The 23,719-nt window shown below is 39.5% G+C and carries 23 protein-coding genes, 1 tRNA gene and 1 riboswitch; of the genes, 21 read left to right on the forward strand and 3 right to left on the reverse strand.

The window, feature by feature from the left end; genetic code table 11:
- Positions 1 to 76: 76 nt before the first annotated feature.
- Positions 77 to 979, forward strand: a complete 903-nt coding sequence (locus IGL70_RS03605; protein ID WP_113792380.1) for a polysaccharide deacetylase family protein — start codon at positions 77 to 79, stop codon at positions 977 to 979.
- Positions 980 to 1,170: 191 nt separating this feature from the next.
- Here IGL70_RS03605 and IGL70_RS03610 read toward each other — a convergent pair.
- Positions 1,171 to 1,242 (reverse strand) — tRNA-Arg (locus IGL70_RS03610).
- Between the two features lie 59 nt (positions 1,243 to 1,301).
- Here IGL70_RS03610 and rpoN point away from each other — a divergent pair.
- The 7 genes from rpoN to IGL70_RS03645 all read left to right on the forward strand — a co-directional run bounded on the left by rpoN (position 1,302) and on the right by IGL70_RS03645 (position 10,029).
- On the forward strand, positions 1,302 to 2,636 hold the full coding sequence (gene rpoN, locus IGL70_RS03615; RefSeq protein WP_104873801.1) for an RNA polymerase factor sigma-54: 1,335 nt from the start codon (positions 1,302 to 1,304) through the stop codon (positions 2,634 to 2,636).
- Positions 2,637 to 2,784: 148 nt separating this feature from the next.
- Positions 2,785 to 3,876, forward strand: a complete 1,092-nt coding sequence (locus tag IGL70_RS03620) for a sugar-binding transcriptional regulator (protein WP_002321448.1) — start codon at positions 2,785 to 2,787, stop codon at positions 3,874 to 3,876.
- A gap of 40 nt (positions 3,877 to 3,916) precedes the next feature.
- Complete coding sequence (gene gap, locus IGL70_RS03625; RefSeq protein WP_002292818.1) at positions 3,917 to 4,918, forward strand: type I glyceraldehyde-3-phosphate dehydrogenase; 1,002 nt, start codon at positions 3,917 to 3,919, stop codon at positions 4,916 to 4,918.
- 109 nt (positions 4,919 to 5,027) lie between these two features.
- Complete coding sequence (locus IGL70_RS03630; protein ID WP_104873800.1) at positions 5,028 to 6,218, forward strand: phosphoglycerate kinase; 1,191 nt, start codon at positions 5,028 to 5,030, stop codon at positions 6,216 to 6,218.
- A gap of 103 nt (positions 6,219 to 6,321) precedes the next feature.
- Positions 6,322 to 7,077 carry a triose-phosphate isomerase gene (tpiA, locus tag IGL70_RS03635; protein WP_002292815.1) on the forward strand — a complete coding sequence of 252 codons (756 nt, stop codon included), beginning with the start codon at positions 6,322 to 6,324 and terminating at the stop codon, positions 7,075 to 7,077.
- 115 nt (positions 7,078 to 7,192) lie between these two features.
- Positions 7,193 to 8,491: a phosphopyruvate hydratase gene (eno, locus tag IGL70_RS03640; RefSeq protein WP_002292812.1), complete on the forward strand. Its 1,299-nt coding sequence runs from the start codon at positions 7,193 to 7,195 to the stop codon at positions 8,489 to 8,491.
- Between the two features lie 398 nt (positions 8,492 to 8,889).
- Positions 8,890 to 10,029: an ArgE/DapE family deacylase gene (locus IGL70_RS03645; RefSeq protein ID WP_002295137.1), complete on the forward strand. Its 1,140-nt coding sequence runs from the start codon at positions 8,890 to 8,892 to the stop codon at positions 10,027 to 10,029.
- Positions 10,030 to 10,095: 66 nt separating this feature from the next.
- On the opposite strand, the gene IGL70_RS03650 is transcribed toward IGL70_RS03645, so the two are convergent.
- Positions 10,096 to 10,671 (reverse strand): ECF transporter S component, encoded by a 576-nt coding sequence (locus IGL70_RS03650; RefSeq protein ID WP_104873799.1) that lies wholly within the window; start codon positions 10,669 to 10,671, stop codon positions 10,096 to 10,098.
- 4 nt (positions 10,672 to 10,675) lie between these two features.
- Complete coding sequence (locus tag IGL70_RS03655) at positions 10,676 to 11,650, reverse strand: nucleoside hydrolase (RefSeq protein ID WP_002296444.1); 975 nt, start codon at positions 11,648 to 11,650, stop codon at positions 10,676 to 10,678.
- 23 nt (positions 11,651 to 11,673) lie between these two features.
- A riboswitch (PreQ1 riboswitch) is annotated at positions 11,674 to 11,718 on the reverse strand.
- A 214-nt stretch (positions 11,719 to 11,932) separates the two neighbouring features.
- Here IGL70_RS03655 and IGL70_RS03660 point away from each other — a divergent pair.
- The 13 genes from IGL70_RS03660 (at position 11,933) to atpD (ending at position 23,707) form a co-directional block, all read left to right on the forward strand.
- The gene (locus IGL70_RS03660) at positions 11,933 to 12,901 is read left to right on the forward strand and encodes an alpha/beta hydrolase (RefSeq protein ID WP_002289477.1); all 969 of its coding nucleotides are present in this window, start codon (positions 11,933 to 11,935) and stop codon (positions 12,899 to 12,901) included.
- Between the two features lie 112 nt (positions 12,902 to 13,013).
- Positions 13,014 to 13,292, forward strand: coding sequence for a GNAT family N-acetyltransferase (locus IGL70_RS03665; protein WP_086299815.1), 279 nt, complete (start codon positions 13,014 to 13,016; stop codon positions 13,290 to 13,292).
- Positions 13,293 to 13,409: 117 nt separating this feature from the next.
- On the forward strand, positions 13,410 to 13,646 hold the full coding sequence (gene secG / locus IGL70_RS03670) for a preprotein translocase subunit SecG (RefSeq protein WP_002289017.1): 237 nt from the start codon (positions 13,410 to 13,412) through the stop codon (positions 13,644 to 13,646).
- Between the two features lie 102 nt (positions 13,647 to 13,748).
- Entirely contained in the window at positions 13,749 to 14,504 is a 756-nt protein-coding gene (locus IGL70_RS03675) for an alpha/beta hydrolase (protein ID WP_002304573.1), read from the forward strand.
- Between the two features lie 2 nt (positions 14,505 to 14,506).
- Positions 14,507 to 16,864, forward strand: coding sequence for a ribonuclease R (gene rnr / locus IGL70_RS03680; protein WP_002299412.1), 2,358 nt, complete (start codon positions 14,507 to 14,509; stop codon positions 16,862 to 16,864).
- Between the two features lie 21 nt (positions 16,865 to 16,885).
- Positions 16,886 to 17,350 (forward strand): SsrA-binding protein SmpB, encoded by a 465-nt coding sequence (gene smpB / locus IGL70_RS03685; protein WP_002289013.1) that lies wholly within the window; start codon positions 16,886 to 16,888, stop codon positions 17,348 to 17,350.
- A gap of 301 nt (positions 17,351 to 17,651) precedes the next feature.
- Positions 17,652 to 18,371 (forward strand): F0F1 ATP synthase subunit A, encoded by a 720-nt coding sequence (gene atpB / locus IGL70_RS03690; protein WP_002289012.1) that lies wholly within the window; start codon positions 17,652 to 17,654, stop codon positions 18,369 to 18,371.
- A 52-nt stretch (positions 18,372 to 18,423) separates the two neighbouring features.
- The gene (gene atpE / locus IGL70_RS03695; RefSeq protein WP_002289011.1) at positions 18,424 to 18,639 is read left to right on the forward strand and encodes an ATP synthase F0 subunit C; all 216 of its coding nucleotides are present in this window, start codon (positions 18,424 to 18,426) and stop codon (positions 18,637 to 18,639) included.
- Positions 18,640 to 18,729: 90 nt separating this feature from the next.
- The gene (gene atpF, locus IGL70_RS03700) at positions 18,730 to 19,254 is read left to right on the forward strand and encodes a F0F1 ATP synthase subunit B (protein WP_002289010.1); all 525 of its coding nucleotides are present in this window, start codon (positions 18,730 to 18,732) and stop codon (positions 19,252 to 19,254) included.
- Entirely contained in the window at positions 19,241 to 19,783 is a 543-nt protein-coding gene (locus IGL70_RS03705) for a F0F1 ATP synthase subunit delta (protein WP_104873798.1), read from the forward strand. The genes atpF and IGL70_RS03705 overlap by 14 nt, the downstream gene beginning before the upstream one ends.
- 22 nt (positions 19,784 to 19,805) lie before the next feature.
- Entirely contained in the window at positions 19,806 to 21,362 is a 1,557-nt protein-coding gene (gene atpA / locus IGL70_RS03710) for a F0F1 ATP synthase subunit alpha (RefSeq protein ID WP_002289008.1), read from the forward strand.
- Positions 21,363 to 21,375: 13 nt separating this feature from the next.
- Positions 21,376 to 22,278: a F0F1 ATP synthase subunit gamma gene (locus IGL70_RS03715; protein ID WP_002292792.1), complete on the forward strand. Its 903-nt coding sequence runs from the start codon at positions 21,376 to 21,378 to the stop codon at positions 22,276 to 22,278.
- Positions 22,279 to 22,300: 22 nt separating this feature from the next.
- The gene (gene atpD / locus IGL70_RS03720) at positions 22,301 to 23,707 is read left to right on the forward strand and encodes a F0F1 ATP synthase subunit beta (protein WP_002289006.1); all 1,407 of its coding nucleotides are present in this window, start codon (positions 22,301 to 22,303) and stop codon (positions 23,705 to 23,707) included.
- Positions 23,708 to 23,719: the final 12 nt, after the last annotated feature.

The raw sequence follows: 23,719 nt of genomic DNA on the forward strand, positions 1-23,719 counted from the left end.
GTTGCGACTAGCAGTTTCAATTTTCAAGTAAGTACAAGTAAATAATAAGAAGAGAAAAAGAGAAAGAAGAGATATAGTGAAAAGAAATTACTTAGTTATCAGTATTATTGCTTTATCCGTGCTTTTGTTTTTCGAAATTACTTCGGTGGCCTCCTTGATCACCGAAGTAAAAGGGCAAACATACTCTTCGGAGCATTCGTCACAATCTTTCAAACAATCAGAACAATCAGAACGATCAGAACAATCAACCATTAAAAGCCAATCAACTGAAACAGCTAACGTCAAAGAAGCCATTCAAGAATCAGCGAAAAAGGTACAAAGTCAGTCATCACAATCAACACAAGACAGTACAAAAACGAGCCGAGATACGGCTGTCAAAAGTATTGCCATCAGCTTTGATGATGGACCAGGAGCGACCACAACGCCGCAGCTTCTGCGAATCTTAAAAGAAAAAAACGTGCATGTCACTTTTTTCGTCTTAGGAGAAAATACGGCGCAGCATCCTGAAATCGTGAAGCAGACAGCTGAAGCAGGGCACGAGATTGGCAATCACACATACGATCATCAGAATCTGGCCACTCTTTCTGCCCAGTCGATGACGGAGGAAGTGACGAAAGCAGACACTGAGATCAAAAAAGTCACTGGCAAAACCCCCGCTTTTGTTCGTCCGCCCTATGGTTCTGTCACGAATGTAGGAGCAACGATCATCCAGCGACCGATCATCGAATGGTCTGTTGATTCAGAAGATTGGAAGACAAGAAATCCTGACTTGATTTTGCAGAAAATCCAAGCAACAGTATACGATGGGGCAATTATTTTATTCCATGATATCTATCCTGAAACGATTCGTGCCGTTCCTCAAGTGATCGATTATCTGAAAGAGCAAGGCTATCGTATCACGACAGTTGGCGATTTATTAGGGCATCCAACGGCTGTCGAGAACTACTATGGCAGAAATGATCATCGACCAGTTCAGTAAGTGAGACAAGTATCTTTAATAAATAACACATTTGAATAAGTAGTTGAACACATAACTACCTTACTTGCAAAGGCTTAACAATATCTATACAGATACAACAAAAAGCTGTCCACCAATTTTCTTTGGCGGACAGTTTTCACTTAAAAATAAAGAAGCAACTATTCGTAAATTATGCTAAAATAGCAGTAGAACGCGTCCTGAGGGAATCGAACCCCCGTCTCAAGAACCGGAATCTTACGTGATATCCACTACACTAAGGACGCAAGCACTGGGATAATTGTAACTAAACAGATAAAAAATTACAAGGGGATTGGACAAAAAAATGAAATTTGAGCAAAATTTTTCACAAAAACAGCAGCAGACACAGAAACTAGCCATGACGCAACAGTTGCAACAGTCCATCCAAGTTTTACAATATAACAGTGAGGAGCTGTTGGCATTCGTTGAGAATCAAGCAATGGAAAATCCATTGGTGGAAGTTGTTGAGCCGGAATGGCAGCCAGATTACATAAAAGCTTCTTCATCTTCTTATGAAGGAGAAGAGACAAATTACCTAAATCAGATTCCTGATACAAAAGGGTCTTTATTTGATTCATTGATCGAACAAGTCCATTTGAATTACCGAGATACTTTTTTGAGGAAAATCGTTCTTTATCTTGTAGAATACATCGATTTGAACGGATTTTTGACGATTAGTTTAGAAGAAGCCGGAAAAGAGATTGGAGCTACGCCTATCCAAATGCTCGATGCGTTGACTCTGATTCAGCAATTAGAACCAGCTGGAGTAGGTGCACGTAGTTTGCAAGAATGTCTCATGCTTCAAACAGAACGAGATGATTATGCGCCGGAATTAGCTTATATCGTGTTGGAAGAATGTTTTGAGGAACTGGTGGAGCGAAAATGGAAAGAAATCGCACAACGTTTTTCTGTTGATCTACATGCTGTTCAGCAGATATTCGACTATTTACAAACGTTGAGTCCAAGCCCTGGCCGGATTTTCGACCGTAGCAGCGAATTGTACATTATTCCTGATGTCCGGGTATTAGTGGACGACGATAAAAATGTACAAGTTATCTCAAACCGAAAAAATCAGCCAAATATACGCTTTCAAGAGAGTTACTTCAAACAAATGTCACAACAAGCAGATAAAGAAACTGAAAATTATTTAAAAGAACGGAAACAGGAATTCGAATGGTTGAAGAAAACGATCCTACAACGTGGGGATACAATTTTGCGGGTTGCTCAAGTCATTGTTTCCCGGCAAAAAGCTTTCTTTATCGACAAGGAACGTCCAATCAAGCCTCTTACGTTAAAGGAAGTTGCAACTGAGATAGATGTGCATGAATCCACGGTCAGTCGTGCAGTCAACGGGAAATATTTGGAAACAGATTTCGGTGTATTTGAATTAAAAAAATTTTTCACTACACGAATTCCTACGAATAGTACAGAACAGACAGAAAACCTTTCAGCAGATACAGCGAAGAAAAAGTTGCAGGAATTAGTCGATCAAGAAGACAAAAACAAGCCGTTGTCTGACCAGAAATTGGTTGAATTGCTGAAAAAAGATGAGATAGCGATCTCAAGACGAACAGTAGCAAAATATCGTGATTTATTAGGAATCCCGAGTTCATCAAAAAGAAAACGTTATGATAACTAATCAGTCAAAAGACTAGAAAAAGTATTTCACTTTTTCTAGTCTTTTTAGTTGAAAAACGAGAGCAAAACTGTTAGACTTACAGTCGTGAGGTTGAGATTTCCCTTTATTGATGTGAAATTCGAATAGTTAATTTCTTTTTTTATCGTATATGGGTCGTTTTAAGTCTACATTGGACGTAAAGTGTCCAACTAAGGAGATCGCTATGCTGGATGAAATAAAAATGATTGAATCTGTTGCACCAGATATTATCGAAGTGTTGCAAGAACGCTATAAAATTTTACGAAATATCTATTGGATGCAGCCGATTGGACGTCGAAGTTTATCGGAAAGTATGGGGATCACAGAACGAGTATTACGAACAGAAACAGACCTTTTGAAAAATCTGAATTTGATCGACACCTCAAAAAGCGGTATGACGCTGACAACTAAGGGCGAAGAAGTTTATCAAAGCCTTGAAAACTTCATGGATCAGCTTTTAGGTACGCATCAAACCGAACAACAGTTGGCAGAATATTTTGGTAACCAACGCTGTATCGTTGTTTCAGGAAACAGCGAAGAGCAGACCAAAGTGGCTGATGCATTCGGCGAAGCGCTGAGCGAAGCCCTAGACCGACTACTTCCAGAAGGCGAGAATATCATCGCTGTGATGGGAGGAACTACTATGGCTGTGGTAGCCGAACAATTGTCTAATCTGGAAAATAAGAAACGGCATAACCTGTTTGTCCCTGCAAGAGGCGGGATTGGTGAAGCGATAACTGTACAGGCAAATTCTGTCAGTGCAAGAATGGCTGCTAAAGCAAACGGTAACCACCGTGCACTTTATGTTCCGGAACAATTAAGTCTGGCAACTTACAATTCTTTACTCAATGAGCCATCTATCCAAGAAGTCTTAAACTTGATTAGTGAAGCGAATTGTGTTATTCATAGTATTGGGCGTGCATTACACATGGCAGCACGTCGTAAGATGACTGAAAAAGAATTAGTCATGCTGAAACAAGCAAATGCTGTTGCGGAATCTTTTGGCTACTTTTTCAATGAAAAAGGTGAAGTCGTTTATAAGGTCCCTAGAATCGGCATAGAATTGCAAGATTTGGAAAAAGTCCCGATCATCATGGCAATCGCGGGCGGAAAATCAAAAGCTAAAGCAATTCGAGCTTATATGAAAAATGCACCAAAACAAACGTGGCTCATCACTGATGAAGCTGCTGCAAATGAGATTTTAAAAGGGGTAACCCTTTAAAATAAATATTTTTTTGATTTTCATAAGGAGGAAATCTTAAATGACAGTTAAAGTAGGTATTAATGGTTTTGGACGTATTGGACGTCTAGCATTCCGTCGTATCCAAGATGTAGATGGAATCGAAGTAGTAGCAATCAACGACTTGACAGATGCTAAAATGTTGGCACACTTGTTAAAATACGACACAACTCAAGGACGTTTCAACGGAACAGTTGAAGTTCATGAAGGTTCATTCAACGTAAACGGAAAAGAAGTTAAAGTATTAGCTAACCGCAACCCAGAAGAATTACCATGGGGCGAACTAGGCGTAGATATCGTTCTAGAATGTACTGGTTTCTTCACTTCTAAATCAGCAGCTGAAAAACATTTAACAGCTGGTGCTAAACGCGTTGTTATCTCTGCTCCTGGCGGAAACGATGTTCCAACAATCGTTTATAACACAAACCACGAAACATTAACTGGTAAAGAAACAGTTATCTCAGGTGCTTCATGTACTACTAACTGTTTAGCTCCTATGGCTAAAACATTGAACGACAAATTTGGTGTTGTTGAAGGATTAATGACAACTATCCACGCTTACACAGGTGACCAAATGACTCTAGACGGACCTCATCCTAAAGGTGACTTCCGCCGTGCACGCGCTGCTGCTGCAAACATCGTTCCTAACTCAACAGGTGCTGCTAAAGCTATCGGTTTAGTAATTCCTGAATTGAACGGTAAATTAGACGGAGCTGCTCAACGTGTTCCTGTACCAACAGGTTCATTAACAGAATTAGTAACAGTTCTTGAAAAAGAAGTAACTGTTGACGAAATCAATGCAGCAATGAAAGAAGCTTCAAACGAATCTTACGGATACAACACAGACGAAATCGTTTCTTCAGATATCGTTGGTATGACTTACGGTTCATTATTTGATGCTACACAAACTAAAGTAATGACAGTTGGCGACAAACAATTAGTTAAAACTGTTGCTTGGTACGACAACGAAATGTCATACACTGCACAATTAGTACGTACTTTAGAATACTTCGCTAACTTATAAGATAGACAAACGTACAAGTGTAAATTATAGACATGTACATTTAAAAGCGGGGAAGCAATCGCGCTTCTTCCGCTTTTTTTGATAATAAGTTTATTCAGGAGGAAATAAAATGGCTAAGAAAACAGTGAAAGATATCGATTTAAAAGACAAAAAAGTTCTTGTCCGTGTTGACTTCAACGTTCCTTTGAAAGACGGCGTGATCACTGACGACACTCGTATCAAAGCAGCATTGCCAACAATCAACTACGTTCTAGAACAAGGCGGAAAAGCAATCCTTTTCTCTCACCTTGGACGTGTAAAAACAGAAGAAGATAAAGAAGGAAAATCTTTAGCTCCAGTTGCAAAACGTCTAGGCGAATTATTAGGTAAAGAAGTAACATTCGTACCTGAAACTCGCGGAGAACAATTAGAAGAAGCAATCCGCAACATGAATGACGGCGATGTTGTCGTATTCGAAAATACACGATTTGAAGATATTGACGGTAAAAAAGAAAGCAAAAATGATACAGAACTAGGTAAATACTGGGCTTCATTAGGCGATGTATTTGTTAACGATGCTTTCGGTACAGCTCACCGTGCGCATGCTTCTAACGTAGGTATCGCTTCAACTGGTATCCCAACAGTTGCTGGATTCTTGATGGAAAAAGAAATCAAGTTCATCGGTGAAGCAGTAGAAGAACCAAAACGCCCAATGATTGCAATCCTTGGTGGCGCAAAAGTTTCTGATAAAATCGGCGTAATCGAAAACTTGATTCCTAAAGCAGATAAAATCTTGATCGGTGGCGGAATGACTTACACATTCTACGAAGCAAAAGGAATCAAGATCGGTAACTCTCTAGTAGAAGCTGATAAAGTGGAACTAGCAAAAGAATTAATCGAAAAAGCAGGCGACAAACTTGTCTTGCCAATCGACAATGTCTGTGCACCAGAATTTTCAAATGATGTTGAAACACAAGTAGTCGAAGGAGACATTCCTGATGGTTTGATGGCTTTAGACATCGGCCCAGCATCAGTAAAATTATTTGCTGATACATTACAAGGTGCAAAAACAGTTGTTTGGAACGGACCTATGGGTGTATTTGAAATGAGTAACTTTGCTAAAGGTACAATCGGTGTTTGTGAAGCAATCGCTAACTTAGAAGGCGCAACAACAATCATCGGTGGCGGAGACTCAGCCGCAGCAGCAGAACAATTAGGATTTGCTGACAAATTCACACACATCTCAACAGGTGGCGGCGCAAGCTTGGAATTGCTTGAAGGTAAAGAATTACCAGGACTAGCAGCAATCAACGATAAATAAACGACCAAGTTTGCTCAATTCTGACGAGTAATCGAACAAAAGGTGAAGGGAGTTTTCATGACTCCCTAGCCATTTTTCAATAAATTAAGGAGTGTGTTCCTCAATGCGTAAACCTATTATCGCAGGTAACTGGAAAATGAACAAAACTGCATCAGAAGCAAAAGAATTTGCTGAAGCAGTAAAAAACAAAATCCCTTCAAATGACAAAGTTGATTCAGTCATCGGATCTCCTGCATTATTCTTACAAGAATTAATGACATCAGCTGAAGGTACAGAACTAAAAATCTCAGCACAAAACTGCTACTGGGAAAACTCAGGTGCGTTCACTGGTGAAACTTCACCAGCAGCTCTTGCTGATCTAGGTGTTCATTATGTGATCATCGGACATTCAGAACGTCGTGAATATTTCCATGAAACAGACGAAGACATCAATAAAAAAGCGAAAGCTATCTTTGCAAATGGTATGACACCAATCCTATGCTGTGGCGAATCTTTAGAAACCTATGAAGCAGGCAAAACTGCTGAATGGATCGAAGGACAAATTACAGCTGGTTTAGCTGATCTTTCAGCTGAACAGGTGTCAAACATGGTTATTGCTTATGAACCAATCTGGGCAATCGGTACTGGTAAATCAGCTGACGCACAAATCGCTGACGAAATTTGTGGAGTTGTACGTCAAACAGTTGAAAAACTTTATGGAAAAGAAGTATCAGAAGCAGTTCGTATCCAATACGGCGGTTCTGTAAAACCAGAAAATATTGCTGAATACATGGCAAAAGAAAATGTTGACGGTGCTTTAGTCGGTGGCGCAAGCTTGCAAGCAGATTCATTCTTGTCATTGTTAGACGCTGTAAAATAATTGTTGAAAATTTGCGAAAAATGCAAGAAATGTTTGCACTAATGAGCAAAATTAACTAAAATCGTATATGAGGGAAATCCCTTAGGAAAAAACAAACTCAAAGGAGAGACAAAACATGTCAATTATTACTGATGTTTACGCTCGCGAGATCTTAGACTCACGTGGTAACCCAACAATCGAAGTAGAAGTATACACAGAAAGCGGAGCTTTTGGCCGCGGAATGGTTCCTTCAGGTGCTTCAACTGGTGAATACGAAGCAGTTGAATTACGTGACGGAGACAAAGCTCGTTATGGCGGTAAAGGTGTAACTAAAGCTGTCGACAACGTAAACAACATCATTGCTGAAGCAATCATTGGCTACGATGTTCGTGACCAAATGGCTATCGACAAAGCTATGATCGCTTTAGACGGAACTCCTAACAAAGGTAAATTAGGTGCGAACGCTATTTTAGGTGTTTCTATCGCTGTTGCACGTGCAGCTGCTGACTACCTAGAAGTACCTTTATACCACTACCTAGGCGGATTCAACACAAAAGTATTGCCAACACCAATGATGAACATCATCAACGGCGGATCACATGCTGATAACTCAATCGACTTCCAAGAATTCATGATCATGCCTGTTGGCGCTCCAACATTCAAAGAAGCTCTACGTATGGGTGCTGAAGTATTCCACGCATTAGCTTCAATCTTGAAAGCTCGCGGATTAGCAACTTCTGTTGGTGACGAAGGTGGATTTGCTCCAAACCTTGGTTCAAACGAAGAAGGTTTTGAAGTAATCATCGAAGCAATCGAAAAAGCTGGCTATGTACCTGGTAAAGACGTTGTTCTTGCTATGGATGCTGCTTCTTCAGAATTCTACGACAAAGAAAAAGGTGTTTACGTACTAGCTGATTCAGGCGAAGGCGAAAAAACAACTGACGAAATGATCAAATTCTACGAAGAATTAGTTTCTAAATATCCAATCATCTCAATCGAAGACGGATTAGACGAAAACGACTGGGACGGATTCAAGAAATTAACTGACGTATTAGGCGACAAAGTTCAATTAGTTGGTGACGACTTGTTCGTAACAAACACTCAAAAATTATCTGAAGGTATCGAAAAAGGAATTGCTAACTCAATCCTTATCAAAGTGAACCAAATCGGTACATTAACAGAAACTTTCGAAGCTATCGAAATGGCTAAAGAAGCTGGCTACACAGCAGTTGTATCTCACCGTTCTGGTGAAACAGAAGATTCAACAATCTCTGATATCGCTGTTGCAACAAACGCTGGCCAAATCAAAACTGGTTCTCTATCACGTACTGACCGTATTGCTAAATACAACCAATTACTACGTATCGAAGACCAACTTGGTGAAGTTGCAGAATACAAAGGTTTGAAATCTTTCTACAACTTAAAAAACAAATAATTCTTTTCTAATGAAGATACATGATCGACTATTGAAAGATAGTCGAGTATGATCACTTAGTTAAGTAATCGAACTCTCTACTTGCTGAAATATCAGCAGGTAGAGAGTTTTTTTGCAACTAGCTTCTGTATATGATGTTTACAAAGAATGGTACAAGAAAAGCTCATCCTTGAAAAAGGAAAGCTAACAATAACTAGCATCATATAAGAGCTTTTAAGGATAGAACAGTAGAATAGGAATCTATGGGCAAGTCCTCTCGTATAAATAAAATAGGAGGGAAGTAGCAGCATATTTTTCATAAAGTGGCTCTCTTTCTTCATTTTTACTTTGGTTGCTCCTATTTGAAAATTCGAGCACACTCAAATACAATAAAAAGAAATGGCAAGGGAGAGGATTAGATGAAAAAAGAAGAAAAAATCGCGATTTTACAAGAGATCATCCGAATTAAATCAGTGAATGGAAACGAAGGTGAAGTAGCAGCCTATTTGAATAAGCTTTTGGCAAAGCATGACATAACAGGAGAGATTGTTTCTTACAGAGATGGTAGAGATAATTTGATTGCTCGTTACCAAAAGGGCCAATCAGGAAAAGTGTTAGGCCTATCTGGGCATATGGATGTCGTGGCGGCTGGTGATGAATCGTCTTGGACCTATGCACCCTTTGCAGCAGAAATCCATGGGAACCGTTTGTACGGACGTGGTGCTACAGATATGAAGAGTGGCTTGGCAGCAATGGTGATTGCCATGATCGAACTGAAAGAGTCAGGAAAACCATTTAACGGAACAGTCAAATTATTAGCCACTGTCGGAGAAGAAGTGGGTGAACTAGGTGGGGAACAGCTCACGAAAGCAGGCTATGTAGATGACTTAGATGCCTTGATCATCGGAGAGCCAACCAATTACAGTTTGATGTATACGCACATGGGATCAATCAACTATACAGTCACCTCGCACGGAAAAGAAGCGCATAGCTCTATGCCAGACCAAGGTTATAATGCAATCAATCACCTAAATGAATTCATTACGAAAGCAAATGCTGAAATGAATCACCTCGCTGAAACAATCGAGAATCCTGTCCTAGGAAAAACAATCCATAATGTTACATTGATCAGTGGCGGGAATCAAGTCAACAGCATCCCAAGCCATGCGCAGCTCCAAGGGAACATTCGATCGATTCCAGAATACCCAAATGATAAAATCATTGCATTGCTGCAATCAATCGTCAATGAATTGAATCAAGAGACAGACTATCATTTGGAATTGATGATCGATTACAACAAAATACCTGTCAAAGCTGATCCAGATTCTCCTTTGATTCATTGCATTCAGCAACAATTCAGCCAGCCATTACCTTTAGTTGGAGCGGCAGCAACAACGGATGCAGCCGAATTTACGAAAGCTAACCATTCCTTCGACTTTGTCGTCTTTGGGCCTGGTGTCGTTACTTTGCCTCATCAAGTAGATGAGTATGTTGAAATCGATAATTATTTGGATATGATTGAAAAATATCAAGGAATTATTTTATCCTACTTAGCGTAAGATTTTTTTAATAAATGAAAAAACAGAGCCAGATTAGCATTATTTTGCTAATCCAGCTCTGTTTATTCAGCCTATTTTTCTTTTTGAATATATCAAGCGTTGTGGCAACATAGTGATGACTAATGAAACAACGACGATAGACAACAAACGATCAAGGTAGTCTGTACCTGCCTGTACCAAGATCACACTTGTTGTCTGACTTAAACCTAACCCATGTAATAGCTGAACGATCATACTGGATCCTGAGGAGGTGATCCCGCCAAATAACTGAACGGTAATGATCGAAGAAACGATCGTTCCAGGTACCGACAAAATCAAAGCGAGTAATAACAGTTTCAAGCTGTTTTTATCTTTGCCGAGATATCTTGGCAAAATCAATCCAGCAAGCAAGCCTGTGAGAATTTGGATTGGCGAATAATACAGAGAAAAAATATCTGTAGTCACTCCACTTAAAATACCGCTGCACAATCCTGTCAGCATTCCAGGTACAGGCCCAAGCAATGCACCAGCAAAAATCGTTCCGATAGAATCGAGATAGATTGGCAAACGAAGCCATAAAGCAATCGTTCCTCCAATATAATTGATCCCAATACACAAAGCCATCACTGTAAGTACGCGAGTTGCCATTTTGTTTTTATTCATTTTGTTAGCCCATCTTTAACCTTTCCAAATCTTTCATAATCGTTTCTTCTTGTGCATTTAAAAGAACGGTTAAAAACTTTCGGAAAAAAAGACGAGTATCTACTTTTGTCATAATTTTACTGTTAGCAGGTTTCTGCCAAAATTCATAACGATCAACCAATGTTTGTCCACGACTTATTCCTTGAGTTTCCACAGCAGTGAAGCTTTTGAAACCTTCACAGATGGCCCCCTCGATAAAATAAGCAACAGCTAACGGATCATTGATGACACATCCTAAAATTCTTTCTTGTTTCCAGTGGAAGTCAAAATAAAAACGAGTGATCGCTTTTAGATACTCTCCCTCTTCAGGATTCATTTGACAGCAGTATTCGAGGATAGTCGGTGTCAAGACGATTTCTCTTGTCACATCTAACCCAACCATTTCTATCGTTTGTTTGAGATTCTCGAATACATAAGAAGCTGCTTCAGGATCACACCAGTAATTGTATTCAGCAACTGGCGAACAGTTACCATGGCTTTTGTAAGTTCCACCCATCGAGACAAAACGATCCATATGTTTCCCAATATTTGGGTTGACTTTCAAAGCAAAAGCGATATTGGTCAAAGGACCCAAAGCAATGACTGATGTATTTGTCTTTTCTTTGAAATAATCAGCCAAAAAATCAACGGCATGGAGAGGTTCTGCCTGTTTTCTCAAGATCATCGGGAAATTTGTTTCCCCTAAACCATCCATACCATGAGTGTCTTGTGCACTGATGAAAGGTTGCTTCAAAGGTTTTTCCATTCCTTGATAAACAGGAATGTCTAAACGATCACAGCGTTCCAGGCATTTCAGCACATTCTGCGTACCTATATCTGCAGGGACATTCCCACAAACTACGGTAATAGCAACTACTTCGATATCAGGGGATTTGACAGCTAATGATAAAGCTAAAGTGTCGTCGATCCCTGGATCGCAATCAATAATTACTTTTCGCATTATTTCCAATCTCCTTTCTTTAGAGATACTTAGTTTTTTATTCTGGGAAGTTTCCGAACCAGTCCAAGACGAGCGTCTTGATTATAATGCACGAAATTAGTATACTGGCTTTTATTGCGAATGTAAATGCTCTCTTACAAGTAAATCTATTGAGGAGAACTTTAAGTAAATGATACAATGAAAAAGAAATGGAATTTACGTGTGCCGAAAATAAAGAATCCTATGGATCGGTACATTGGATAATAGTTAGATTATAGTTTGGCAGAAAGCGGCGGGTGTACAATGGTTATTTTTTATTTCATTCTTATTCTGATAATTATAGGGATCAGTTACCATTTTCTTTCTTATTTTTATGCAAAGAAATTAGTAAGAGCGGGAGTACAGAGAGGATATGACTGGTATGAAGACACTGGTCATCGTTTGATGGACCCTGCTGCAGTCACGTCAGTAGAAAAAAAACGACAAAAATTAGAAGAAGAGTGTGAAAGCTTTTGGGAGCAGGGAACACCCAAAACAATCAAAAGTTATGACGGGTTGAAACTAGCTGGTCAGATGTTCATCCATCCAAATAAGCAGAATAAATGGGTCATTTGCGTACATGATTACCGAAGCACAGGGAAAAGAGACATGTCTCATATAGGTAAAAGATATGCAGAGAAAGGATTCAACGTTCTTGTACCTGATTTACGTGCGCACGGAGAAAGTGAAGGAGAAATCATCGGAATGGGATGGCTAGATCGGCTAGATTTAATTGCCTGGATTCAACTCATCTTAGATGAACAGCCGAATGCGTCCATTATTTTACACGGCGGATCAATGGGAGCTTCTACGATCATGATGGCAAGTGGTGAAAAACTTCCATCAGCGGTCAAAGGATTTATTTTAGACAGCGGATATGTTTCTGTTTATGCAGAATTCCGATATATGTTAAGTAAAATCACTGTCTTTCCTAAAAAAATGGTCATGAGATATGCGAATCATTATGCCCAGAAATACGCCGGTTACTCCTTAAAGCAAGCGTCAGCTACGAGACAGCTTGGCAGCAACCATCTGCCTTTATTGGTCATTCATGGTGAAAGAGATCATTTTGTCCCTACAGAAGCAGCGTACACGATTCAAAATGCTACGGCAGGGGATAAAGCACTGCTGCTTGTTCCAGAAGCAGAACACTTGGAAGCATCGATGAAAGATCCGAAAACCTATTGGACAGTGATTTTTTCATTTATTGAACAAAGAATAACGATGAATTAATTTTCTCTTCTTTTTTGTAAGTAATTCGAGGATAAATAATTGTTTATAGATCAGGAGACTGCTAAAATAAGGTAGGAATAAAAAAATATCAGTTATTTGAGGAGTGCGGCATATGGAAATCAAAGAAGAAAAAAATCGTCTTGCTTTATTCAATGATGAACAACAAGAGATCGGAGAAATGACATGGTCAGATGCGGGCCCAGACATCATGATCATTGACCATACATTTGTAGATCCAGCATATCGTGGTCAAAAGTTAGCTGAAAAGCTAGTGTATACTGGAGTAGAATTAGCAAGACGAGACAGGAAAAAGATCATTCCTTTATGCCCTTATGCAAAAAAAGAGTTTGAAAAGAAACCAGAATATCAAGACGTCTTACGTCAGTCATAAGAATAACAGCTGAAAGTTTTGAACTTTCAGCTGTTATTCCATTTATATAGAGTTGTCACGGACTTTTATCTATGATAAAGTTAAAGAGACGATATCTTTTGGGAAGGAGGCTGCGATATGTATAATTTAATTTTGGGAATCGTGATCGTTTTATCGATTGTTATGGTCATTGCGATTATGATGCAGCCAAGCAAGCAAAATAGTGCAGCGAGTGCATTTACCGGCGGTGCGGATCAACTATTCGGCAAACAAAAAGCTCGCGGCTTTGAAGCTGTCATGCAGCGATCAACTGCAGTTATGGGAGCTATCTGGATGATCTTATTATTTGTCCTAGCATATTTATCTTCGAAGTAGTTGAATAAGCCTCTCGCAAAACGGCGGGCGGCTTTTTTTATTGCAAAGAGAACGCTTAAGAAGAAGTTATGAAAGAAACTATGGTAAAATGAGGCGAAAGAGGTGAGACGAGTGAGACAATTACCAAAACCCCTTTATGCAAAACATGGAAAGCGAGCGGTTTTGCTGCTTCACGCTTACTCAGGAAGTCCAAACGATGTTCGAATGCTCGCACGATTTTTGGAAAAAGCAGATTATACAGTTTATGCGCCGCTTTTTAAAGGACACGGAACAATGGAGCCATATGATATTTTGCAAGAAAAAGCAGAAAGCTGGTGGGCAGACACTAAAAAAGCCATCCATTTTTTACAGTCTGAGCAGTTTTCTGATATTGCCGTATTAGGATTATCAATGGGCGGCATCTTTGCTGTACGAGCACTAGAAGAAGAATCAGTGATTGGCGGCGGTTTTTTCTGTTCGCCTTTGTCTCCTGTAAAAACAAACGTGCCTGAAAACTTTGAAAAATACGTACGTCAAGTGCTGAAGACAGCAGGTAAATCAGAGAAAGAAATCAATGAAAAAGCAGTTGCTTACCGCTCGTTAGCTGAACAACAATTAATGGATATACAAGATCAGGCAGCAATCGTAGAAAGTAGGTTGTCAGATATCCAACAGCCGATATTTTTAGCTCAAGCTGGGAAAGATGAAATGATCGACCCTAATGGCGTATTTGAAACTGCACGCAAGTTGAGCCGTCAGCGAGTGACACTTCAATGGTATCCTGAAAGTGGTCATGTGATTACAGTTGGTACAGCAAGACGCGAATTAGAAAAAGACGTCTTGGAATTTTTAGAAAAATTACCTTGGAATGAGGAATAAATATGACAAAAGAAACGATAAAAGAGAAAATTCTCTTTTTCATGGAAAGCAGTCGCAAACGCAGTTTTTCTATGGAAGAAATCGCTGAAGGTTTAGGGTTCCAAAAAAGCGATGATTTTAAATTACTAGTACAAACGATTGCTCAAATGGAAAGAGAACAGAGTATAGTTTTCAATAAAAAAGGAAAAGTGAAACTTCCTTTAAAACCAATCTTGATCGAAGGAACATTTCGAGCAAATGAACGAGGATTTGGATTTGTAACGATTGATCCCGAAGAAGATGACATCTATATCCCAAAAGAAGCGACTGGTTTTGCAATGGATGGAGACACCGTAGCAATCGATATCATGAAGCGAGCAAATACAGATATGGATCGCGGAGCAGAGGGGAAAGTAGTCGAGATTCGAGACCGGGCGACTACTCAGTTAGCAGGGGAATTCGTTGCTTATTCAGAAGAAGAAATACAAGAAACGGATCTTTACGGCGTTGTTATCCCGAAAGATAGAAAGCTCAACCAATTTAAAGTATATGCAGCAGCAGAGGGAGTTCGTCCAGTTGACGGAAGTATTGTGCTGATCGAACTGACCCATTACCCTGAAAAAGGGTATGCGACTAGTTTAGAAGGGATAATCAAGCAAGTGATTGGTCATAAGAATGACCCTGGCATGGATATCCTCTCAATTGTCGTGGCTAATGGTATCCCTACGAAATTTCCTGATGATGTATTGTCTGAAGCAGATGAAGTTCCAGATCAAATCAGCGAAAAGGATATAACTGGACGTAGAGATTTAAGAAATCAGCTCATTGTTACGATTGATGGAGAAGATGCAAAAGATCTAGATGATGCAGTTACGGTTAAAAAATTAGATAACGGTAATTATTTTCTTGGAGTACACATTGCAGATGTTTCTTACTATGTGACACAAGGCAGTCAATTGGACAGAGAAGCATATGAAAGAGGGACAAGTGTATATTTGACTGATCGAGTGATTCCGATGATCCCGCAACGTTTATCGAATGGTATCTGTTCACTGAATCCCCATGTTCCAAGGCTGACCATGAGTTGCGAAATGGAGATTGATCCAAATGGACAAGTAGTCTCTCATGATATTTTCCCAAGTGTGATCCAAACAACAGAACGGATGACCTACACAGCTGTCAATCAAATCTTAGAAGATCAAGACGAAGAAACGATGCAACGCTATGCTCAGCTCGTACCTATGTTCCAAGAAATGGGTGAATTGCATCGAATCCTTGAAACGATGCGAATCAAACGTGGCGCGATTTCTTTTGAGGATCGCGAAGCGAAAATCCTTGTTGATGCTGAAGGACACCCAAATGACATCCAGCTAAGAAGCAGAGGAATTGGTGAACGCTTGATCGAATCTTTCATGCTTGCGGCCAATGAAACGGTAGCTGAACATTATAATAAATTAAATCTGCCGTTTATTTACCGAATCCATGAACAGCCAAAAGAAGAAAAAATGCAGCGCTTCTTTGATTTTGCTTCAGCTTTGGGCATTCTGGTCCGAGGAACGAAAGGAACGATCACACCAAAAGATTTACAGCATGTGATCGAAGGAGTAGAAGACAAACCAGAAGCTGCAGTTATCAATACTATGTTGCTAAGAAGCATGCAACAAGCACGCTATTCAGAAGACAATTTTGGGCATTATGGCTTAGCGGCAGATTACTACACACACTTTACATCTCCTATTCGACGCTATCCCGATCTAATCGTCCATCGTCTGATCCGTTCTTACAGTGAAGATAAAAGTGAAAGCAATCAAAGTTCGTGGGCTGCGGAACTTCCTGAAATTGCAGATCATAGTTCTAAGATGGAACGTCGTGCAGTAGAAACAGAACGTGAAGTAGATTCCATGAAGAAAGCAGAATTCATGATGGACAAAGTGGGAGAAGAATTCGATGGGATCATCAGCTCTGTTGTGAAATTCGGCCTGTTTATCGAACTGCCGAATACAGTAGAAGGATTGATCCATATCAATGAATTGAAACAGGACTACTTCCATTTTGTTGAAAATCATTTAGCTCTTGTAGGTGAAAGAACTGGTCTGACTTTTAAAATCGGACAGAAAGTGCGAGTAAAAGTAGTCAAAGCTGATCCAGATGAACGGGCAGTAGATTTTGAACTTGTTTCCGCAGAAGAGGTTACAGCGTTGGAACGGCCAAAAATACGAAATGGAAAATCAGGAAAACGCGAAGGAAAACAAGCAGGAAAACGCCCAGAAAGAAATGGCAAGAAGAACAAACGATATAGCGATAGTAAGCAAACGTTCGGTAAGAAAAAAGGGAAGAAGCCATTTTACAAAGGTGTTAAAAAGAAGAAAAAGAAAAAATAAAATGAGTTGGAGGAAACAGCTATGCCAAAAGGCGAGGGAAAATTAATTGCACAAAACAAGAAAGCTCGCCATGATTATTCGATCATCGACACGATGGAAGCAGGGATGGTCTTGCAAGGAACCGAGATCAAGTCGATACGAAACAGCCGGATCAATCTAAAAGATGGATTTATTCGCGTCCGCAACGGAGAAGCTTTCTTGCATAATGTTCATATCAGTCCTTATGAACAAGGAAATATTTTTAATCATGATCCGTTGCGCACGAGAAAGTTATTATTACACAAAAAACAAATCATCCGTCTTGAAAATGAATTGAAAAATACTGGGATCACTGTTGTTCCTTTAAAAGTCTATATTCGTAACGGCTATGCCAAGGTATTGATTGGTCTGGCAAAAGGGAAAAAATCGTATGATAAACGGGAAGATTTGAAACGAAAAGATATCGATCGACAAATTGATCGAACATTAAAAAATTTCTCTAGATAATTTCATTATCCTTTTTCGCATATTCGGTGCTTTTGCTTTTACTTAATGATAAAATTTGTTAGCATTTAATCTGATAAAACATGATTATCATAGGTTTTTTCTTAGATCAGGAGCACCGTGTATAAAGAAAAATTCGCTTCGTTTTTGACTGAAATAAAAAAGTGTCTAATTTTCATGAAAATGTTTTGAATTTTCTGTTTCATGGTGGTATGATACCGTGTGGTTAGAAACCGATTGGAAAAAACCAGATACGCACATGAATTGATTTTATGTGAATTTCGGGGAAAAGAGGTGAAATGGATTGGATGAACGCTCGCTAACGTTCCACATTGGACCAATTTGGTTTGATGGTACAGTTTGTATAATGGTGTTACTGACCTGTTTGATTGTTTTCTTCTTAGCTTACTTTTTTACAAGAAATCTTAAGTTGAAACCAACAGGCAAACAAAATGCGATAGAATGGGTCATTGATTTTAGTCGAGGAATCGTAACAGATAATCTGCCTAGAAAAGAATTGAGCAATTTCCATTTGTTGGCATTTACATTGTTTTTATTTGTTTTTGTTGCAAACAACATCGGTTTAGTAACAAAAATCGTTTTACCTAACGAAACAACACTTTGGAAAAGCCCGACAGCAGACCCGTTTGTTACTTTAACTTTGGCATTTATAATGATCTTACTTACTCACTTATTTGGGGTGAAAAAGTTAGGCTTCAAAGGATATTTCGTAAATTCGTTCTTGAAACCATATAGTTTTATGTTTCCGATGAAACTGATTGAAGAATTTACAAACTTATTAACACTTGCTTTACGTCTTTATGGGAATATTTATGCGGGGGAAGTTTTGCTAACCTTGATTGCAAAAATGGTAATAAGCTTAGGCTGGTTCTCATTGCCGTTAGCAATTCCATTAGAGATGGTCTGGATCGCATTCTCCTTGTTTATCGGAAGCATCCAAGCATTTGTCTTCGTTACTTTATCTATGGTTTATATGAGCCATAAGATTGAAGTGGAAGAATAATATTCGTTTTAAAAACAAACTACTATTTATCTAATTTAGGAGGAAAACAATTATGAATTATATCGCAGCAGCAATCGCAATCATGGGAGCAGCAATCGGAGCCGGTTATGGTAACGGTCAAGTTATCTCTAAAACAATCGAATCAATGGCTCGCCAACCTGAAATGTCTGGTCAATTCCGTACAACAATGTTTATCGGGGTAGCTCTAGTCGAAGCTGTTCCTATCTTAGGGGTAGTTGTCGCCTTGATTCTAGTTTTTGGTGTTTAATTGAATCAGTATTAAGGCAGAAACAATTTGGTTTGTTACTGCTTTTTTACATGAAAACTAGAAGTACTTCAAAGAAAGGAAGGCTCGCCTATGCTGAATCAATTGGCAATTGCAGAAGTTGGCAATGCGATGTTAGGAAATGTCATCGTTGTCAGCGGCTCATTTTTGATACTACTGGCTCTCTTGAAGCATTTTGCTTGGGGACCAATCAGCGATATTTTGAAAAAACGTGAAGACAAGATCGCCAATGATTTGGATTCTGCAGAACAATCTCGCATCAACTCAGCGAAAATGGAACAAGAACGCGAACAACAATTGTTAGCCTCTCGTTCTGATGCAGCTGATATCATCAAAAATGCGAAAGAAAGTGGAGAATTAAGCCGCCAAAATATTTTGAAGGATGCTCAAGAAGAAGCAGCTCGTCTAAAAAGTAAAGCCCAAGCTGATATCACTGTAGAACGTGATTCAGCGCTGAACTCTGTAAAAGACGATGTTGCAGAACTATCTCTTCAAATCGCGGAAAAAATCTTGAACAAAGAATTATCTCCAGAAATGCACGAATCATTAATCAATCAATATATCGAAGGTCTAGGTTCTTCAAATGAAACTAGATAAATATACAGTAGGAAGACGTTACGGGAAAGCTTTATTTGAACTGGCGATCGATTCAAATCAAGCAGAAGAAATCTATCAAGATCTCGTAAGCTTACGTCAAATCTATGAACAAGTACCTGGATTAGGTAATATGTTAAGTGATGTTCGTCTAGAACCTCATGAAAAACGAGAAATCATGGACAAGCTTGTTAGTGGCTATGAGGGAATCGTTAAAAACTTTTTAGAAGTTGTTTATGCGTATAACCGAATGGATGATCTTTTGTTCATGATCGAAGAATATGAACGTCGATATGATGAACATCAAGGTTTGCTGTTGGGAAGTGTCACAACAGCAGTTCCACTTTCAGACGAACAACGAATACAATTAGAAAAGAATGTTGCAAAAACAATGAACTATCAATCAGTCGAATTAAAACAAATCGTTGATTCTTCTATTATTGGTGGCGCGATTGTTGAAGCTAACCATCGAGTAATCGACGGAAGCATTCGCACGCAATTAGAAAATATGCGTAATCAATTAAATAGATAGTACAAAGAGGTAGGTGAATCGAATGGCCATCAAAGCAGAAGAAATTAGTGCCTTGATTAAAGAACAAATTGAAAATTATCAAAACGTGCTTTCAGTCGAAGAAATCGGTACCGTAACTTATGTAGGTGACGGGATCGCTCGTGCACATGGTTTAGAAAACGCGATGAGTGGTGAGTTGCTTGAATTTTCAAATGGCTCATACGGAATGGCGCAAAACTTAGAATCAAATGATGTAGGTATCATTATCCTTGGCGATTTCGAGTCCATTCGTGAAGGAGATAAAGTAAAACGAACAGGAAAGATCATGGAAGTTCCAGTTGGAGAGGCCTTGATCGGACGGGTAGTTAATCCGCTAGGTCAGCCAATCGACGGACTAGGTGAAATCGTTACTGACAAAGCTCGTCCAGTAGAAGCAATGGCACCAGGCGTTATGCAACGTAAATCTGTTAACGAACCAATGCAAACAGGTCTAAAAGCAATCGACGCTCTTGTACCAATCGGACGCGGCCAACGTGAATTAGTTATCGGTGACCGTAAAACAGGGAAAACTTCCATTGCGATCGATACGATCATCAACCAAAAAGGTCAAGATATGATCTGTATCTATGTAGCAATCGGACAAAAAGATTCTACAGTTCGTACACAAGTTGAAACATTGAAAAAATATGGCGCAATGGATTACACAATCGTTGTGAATGCCGGTGCGTCTCAACCAGCGCCGTTGCTTTATATCGCACCATATGCTGGTACTGCAATGGGTGAAGAGTTCATGTACAACGGGAAACATGTCTTGATCATTTTTGATGATCTTTCAAAACAAGCTGTTGCTTATCGTGAACTTTCCTTGCTACTTCGCCGTCCACCAGGTCGTGAAGCTTATCCAGGGGATGTTTTCTACTTACACTCACGCTTATTGGAACGTGCAGCAAAATTAAGTGATGATTTAGGTGGCGGTTCAATGACTGCCTTACCATTTGTTGAAACACAAGCTGGAGATATCTCTGCTTATATCCCAACAAACGTTATTTCGATCACTGATGGACAAATCTTCTTAGAAAGCGACTTGTTCTACGCAGGTACTCGTCCAGCGGTTGATGCCGGACTATCTGTATCTCGTGTAGGGGGTTCTGCGCAAATCAAAGCAATGAAAAAAGTTGCTGGGACTTTACGTCTAGACTTAGCAAGTTACCGTGAATTAGAAGCATTTACACAATTCGGTTCTGACTTGGATGCAGCAACACAAGCAAAACTAAATCGTGGACGCCGTACAGTAGAAATCTTGAAACAAAAATTGCATGCACCGCTAGCTGTTGAAAAACAAGTAGTGATTTTGTATGCTTTGACACATGGATTCTTAGATAGTATCCCTGTAGACAGTATTTTAGACTTCGAACATGAATTATTCGAATATCTGGATACCAATCATTCAGATATCTTTGAAACAATCCGTACAACAAAAGATCTTCCAGAAGAAGAAGCGTTGAACAGTGCGATTCAGGAATATAAAGACATGTTCTTAGCTACAAAAGGAAATAATTCCTCTACAGAAGATAAATTGAAATCCATTCAAAATGCATAGTGAGGTGAGATGAATGGGTGCTTCATTAAATGAAATCAAGACACGTATCGCTTCAACGAAAAAAACGAGCCAAATCACGCGGGCAATGCAGATGGTGTCTGCTTCTAAGTTGACAAAATCTGAAGCTTCTTCACAGAAGTTTCAGGTTTATGCAACAAAAGTAAGAGAAATCGTTACGCATTTGACTGCTACTCAGTTAAATGATATTGCCTCAGAAAATCCTAGAGGGGATATCAATTACAACAGCATGCTGCTCAGCCGTCCTGTTAAGAAAACTGGTTATATCGTCATCACTGCAGATGGCGGTTTAGTCGGTGGATATAACAGCTCGATATTGAAACAAACGATGTCTATTTTAGAAGAAGACCACCAATCACCCGATGATTACGTGATGATCGCAATTGGCGGAACTGGTGCAGACTTCTTTAAAGCACGCGGTATCAATCTAGCATATGAGCTGCGCAATCTATCTGATCAGCCAAGCTTTGATGAAGTCCGCAAAATCGTAAATATGGCAACAACTATGTACCAAAACGAAGTATTCGATGAATTATACGTATGTTATAACCATCATATCAATTCGCTAACTAGTCAGTTTCGTGTAGAAAAAATGCTGCCAATCTCAGACTTAGATCCAGAAGAAGCAACTACTTTCGAACAAGAATATATTTTTGAACCTTCAAAAGAAGAAATCTTGTCTCAGTTATTGCCTCAGTATGCTGAAAGTTTGATCTACGGTGCGATCGTTGACGCCAAAACAGCAGAACATGCTGCTGGTATGACAGCAATGAAAACAGCAACTGATAATGCTGCTAATATCATTGATGAGCTGACGGTTTCTTACAACCGTGCAAGACAAGGGGCTATTACCCAAGAAATTACCGAAATTGTTGCCGGAGCTTCGGCACTAGAATAGTATTGAGATTGGAGGAAAAAAGATGAGTTCAGGCAAGATTGTTCAAGTAATCGGTCCCGTTGTCGACGTGGAATTTTCTTTAGACCAATCCTTACCAGATATCAACAACGCATTAGTTGTTTATAAAAATGACGAAAATAAATCAAAAGTTGTTCTTGAAGCAGCGTTAGAATTAGGGGACGGAGTGATCCGGACCATTGCGATGGAATCAACAGATGGTTTACAAAGAGGAATGGAAGTCATTGATACAGGCAAAGCAATCTCTGTTCCTGTAGGTAAAGAAACATTAGGTCGCGTATTCAACGTACTAGGAGATACGATCGATTTAGAAACACCTTTCCCAGAAGATGCGGAAAGAAGCGAAATTCATAAAAAAGCACCAGCCTTTGACGAATTAAGTACAAGTACAGAAATTTTGGAAACAGGGATCAAAGTTATCGATTTGCTTGCCCCATATTTAAAAGGTGGGAAAGTCGGACTATTCGGTGGTGCCGGTGTTGGTAAAACCGTACTGATCCAAGAACTGATCCATAATATCGCCCAAGAACATGGTGGTATTTCTGTATTTACCGGTGTAGGTGAACGTACTCGTGAAGGTAATGACTTGTATTATGAAATGAAAGATTCAGGAGTTATCGAAAAAACAGCCATGGTGTTCGGACAAATGAACGAACCACCAGGTGCACGTATGCGTGTTGCTTTGACTGGTTTGACGATTGCGGAATATTTCCGTGATGTAGAAGGTCAAGATGTACTGTTGTTTATCGACAACATTTTCCGTTTCACTCAAGCTGGATCTGAAGTATCAGCCTTGTTAGGACGGATGCCTTCTGCGGTTGGTTATCAACCAACATTGGCAACAGAAATGGGTCAATTGCAAGAACGTATCACATCTACGAAAAAAGGTTCGATCACATCGATCCAAGCAATCTATGTGCCAGCCGATGACTACACTGACCCGGCGCCGGCAACAGCATTCGCCCATTTGGATGCGACAACCAACTTGGAACGTAAATTAACAGAACAAGGGATTTATCCAGCGGTAGATCCATTGGCTTCTTCTTCAAGTGCTTTAGCACCTGAAATCGTGGGAGAAGAACATTATAAAGTAGCAACAGAAGTCCAACACGTATTGCAACGATATCGTGAATTACAAGATATCATTGCTATCTTAGGTATGGATGAATTATCCGATCAAGAAAAAGTGTTAGTTTCTCGTGCCCGCAGAGTCCAATTCTTCTTGTCACAAAACTTTAACGTGGCTGAACAATTTACTGGTCTTCCAGGTTCATATGTCCCTGTAGAAGAAACAGTGAAAGGATTCCGCGAAATCTTGGAAGGCAAATACGATGATCTTCCTGAAGAAGCTTTCCGAAGTGTTGGCCGAATCGAAGACGTCGTAGAAAAAGCGAAAACACTAGGCTACTAGAAAGGGGTGCCC

It is taken from the genome of Enterococcus sp. DIV0901a (genome assembly GCF_051711525.1).
Lineage (GTDB): Bacteria > Bacillota > Bacilli > Lactobacillales > Enterococcaceae > Enterococcus_B > Enterococcus_B faecium.

What these genes read in the sequence shown, in the direction of transcription:
- IGL70_RS03630 (WP_104873800.1), top strand. Translation starts at nt 5,028, where the DNA reads ATGGCTAAGAAAACAGTGAAAGATATCGATTTAAAAGACAAAAAAGTT.
- IGL70_RS03665 (WP_086299815.1), top strand. Translation starts at nt 13,014, where the DNA reads ATGGAAATCAAAGAAGAAAAAAATCGTCTTGCTTTATTCAATGATGAA.
- atpA (WP_002289008.1), top strand. Translation starts at nt 19,806, where the DNA reads ATGGCCATCAAAGCAGAAGAAATTAGTGCCTTGATTAAAGAACAAATT.
- IGL70_RS03705 (WP_104873798.1), top strand. Translation starts at nt 19,241, where the DNA reads ATGAAACTAGATAAATATACAGTAGGAAGACGTTACGGGAAAGCTTTA.
- IGL70_RS03650 (WP_104873799.1), bottom strand. Translation starts at nt 10,671, where the DNA reads ATGAATAAAAACAAAATGGCAACTCGCGTACTTACAGTGATGGCTTTG.
- atpF (WP_002289010.1), top strand. Translation starts at nt 18,730, where the DNA reads ATGCTGAATCAATTGGCAATTGCAGAAGTTGGCAATGCGATGTTAGGA.
- eno (WP_002292812.1), top strand. Translation starts at nt 7,193, where the DNA reads ATGTCAATTATTACTGATGTTTACGCTCGCGAGATCTTAGACTCACGT.
- IGL70_RS03620 (WP_002321448.1), top strand. Translation starts at nt 2,785, where the DNA reads ATGGGTCGTTTTAAGTCTACATTGGACGTAAAGTGTCCAACTAAGGAG.
- tpiA (WP_002292815.1), top strand. Translation starts at nt 6,322, where the DNA reads ATGCGTAAACCTATTATCGCAGGTAACTGGAAAATGAACAAAACTGCA.
- IGL70_RS03660 (WP_002289477.1), top strand. Translation starts at nt 11,933, where the DNA reads ATGGTTATTTTTTATTTCATTCTTATTCTGATAATTATAGGGATCAGT.
- smpB (WP_002289013.1), top strand. Translation starts at nt 16,886, where the DNA reads ATGCCAAAAGGCGAGGGAAAATTAATTGCACAAAACAAGAAAGCTCGC.
- IGL70_RS03645 (WP_002295137.1), top strand. Translation starts at nt 8,890, where the DNA reads ATGAAAAAAGAAGAAAAAATCGCGATTTTACAAGAGATCATCCGAATT.
- rnr (WP_002299412.1), top strand. Translation starts at nt 14,507, where the DNA reads ATGACAAAAGAAACGATAAAAGAGAAAATTCTCTTTTTCATGGAAAGC.
- IGL70_RS03655 (WP_002296444.1), bottom strand. Translation starts at nt 11,650, where the DNA reads ATGCGAAAAGTAATTATTGATTGCGATCCAGGGATCGACGACACTTTA.
- IGL70_RS03715 (WP_002292792.1), top strand. Translation starts at nt 21,376, where the DNA reads ATGGGTGCTTCATTAAATGAAATCAAGACACGTATCGCTTCAACGAAA.
- rpoN (WP_104873801.1), top strand. Translation starts at nt 1,302, where the DNA reads ATGAAATTTGAGCAAAATTTTTCACAAAAACAGCAGCAGACACAGAAA.
- atpD (WP_002289006.1), top strand. Translation starts at nt 22,301, where the DNA reads ATGAGTTCAGGCAAGATTGTTCAAGTAATCGGTCCCGTTGTCGACGTG.
- gap (WP_002292818.1), top strand. Translation starts at nt 3,917, where the DNA reads ATGACAGTTAAAGTAGGTATTAATGGTTTTGGACGTATTGGACGTCTA.
- secG (WP_002289017.1), top strand. Translation starts at nt 13,410, where the DNA reads ATGTATAATTTAATTTTGGGAATCGTGATCGTTTTATCGATTGTTATG.
- atpE (WP_002289011.1), top strand. Translation starts at nt 18,424, where the DNA reads ATGAATTATATCGCAGCAGCAATCGCAATCATGGGAGCAGCAATCGGA.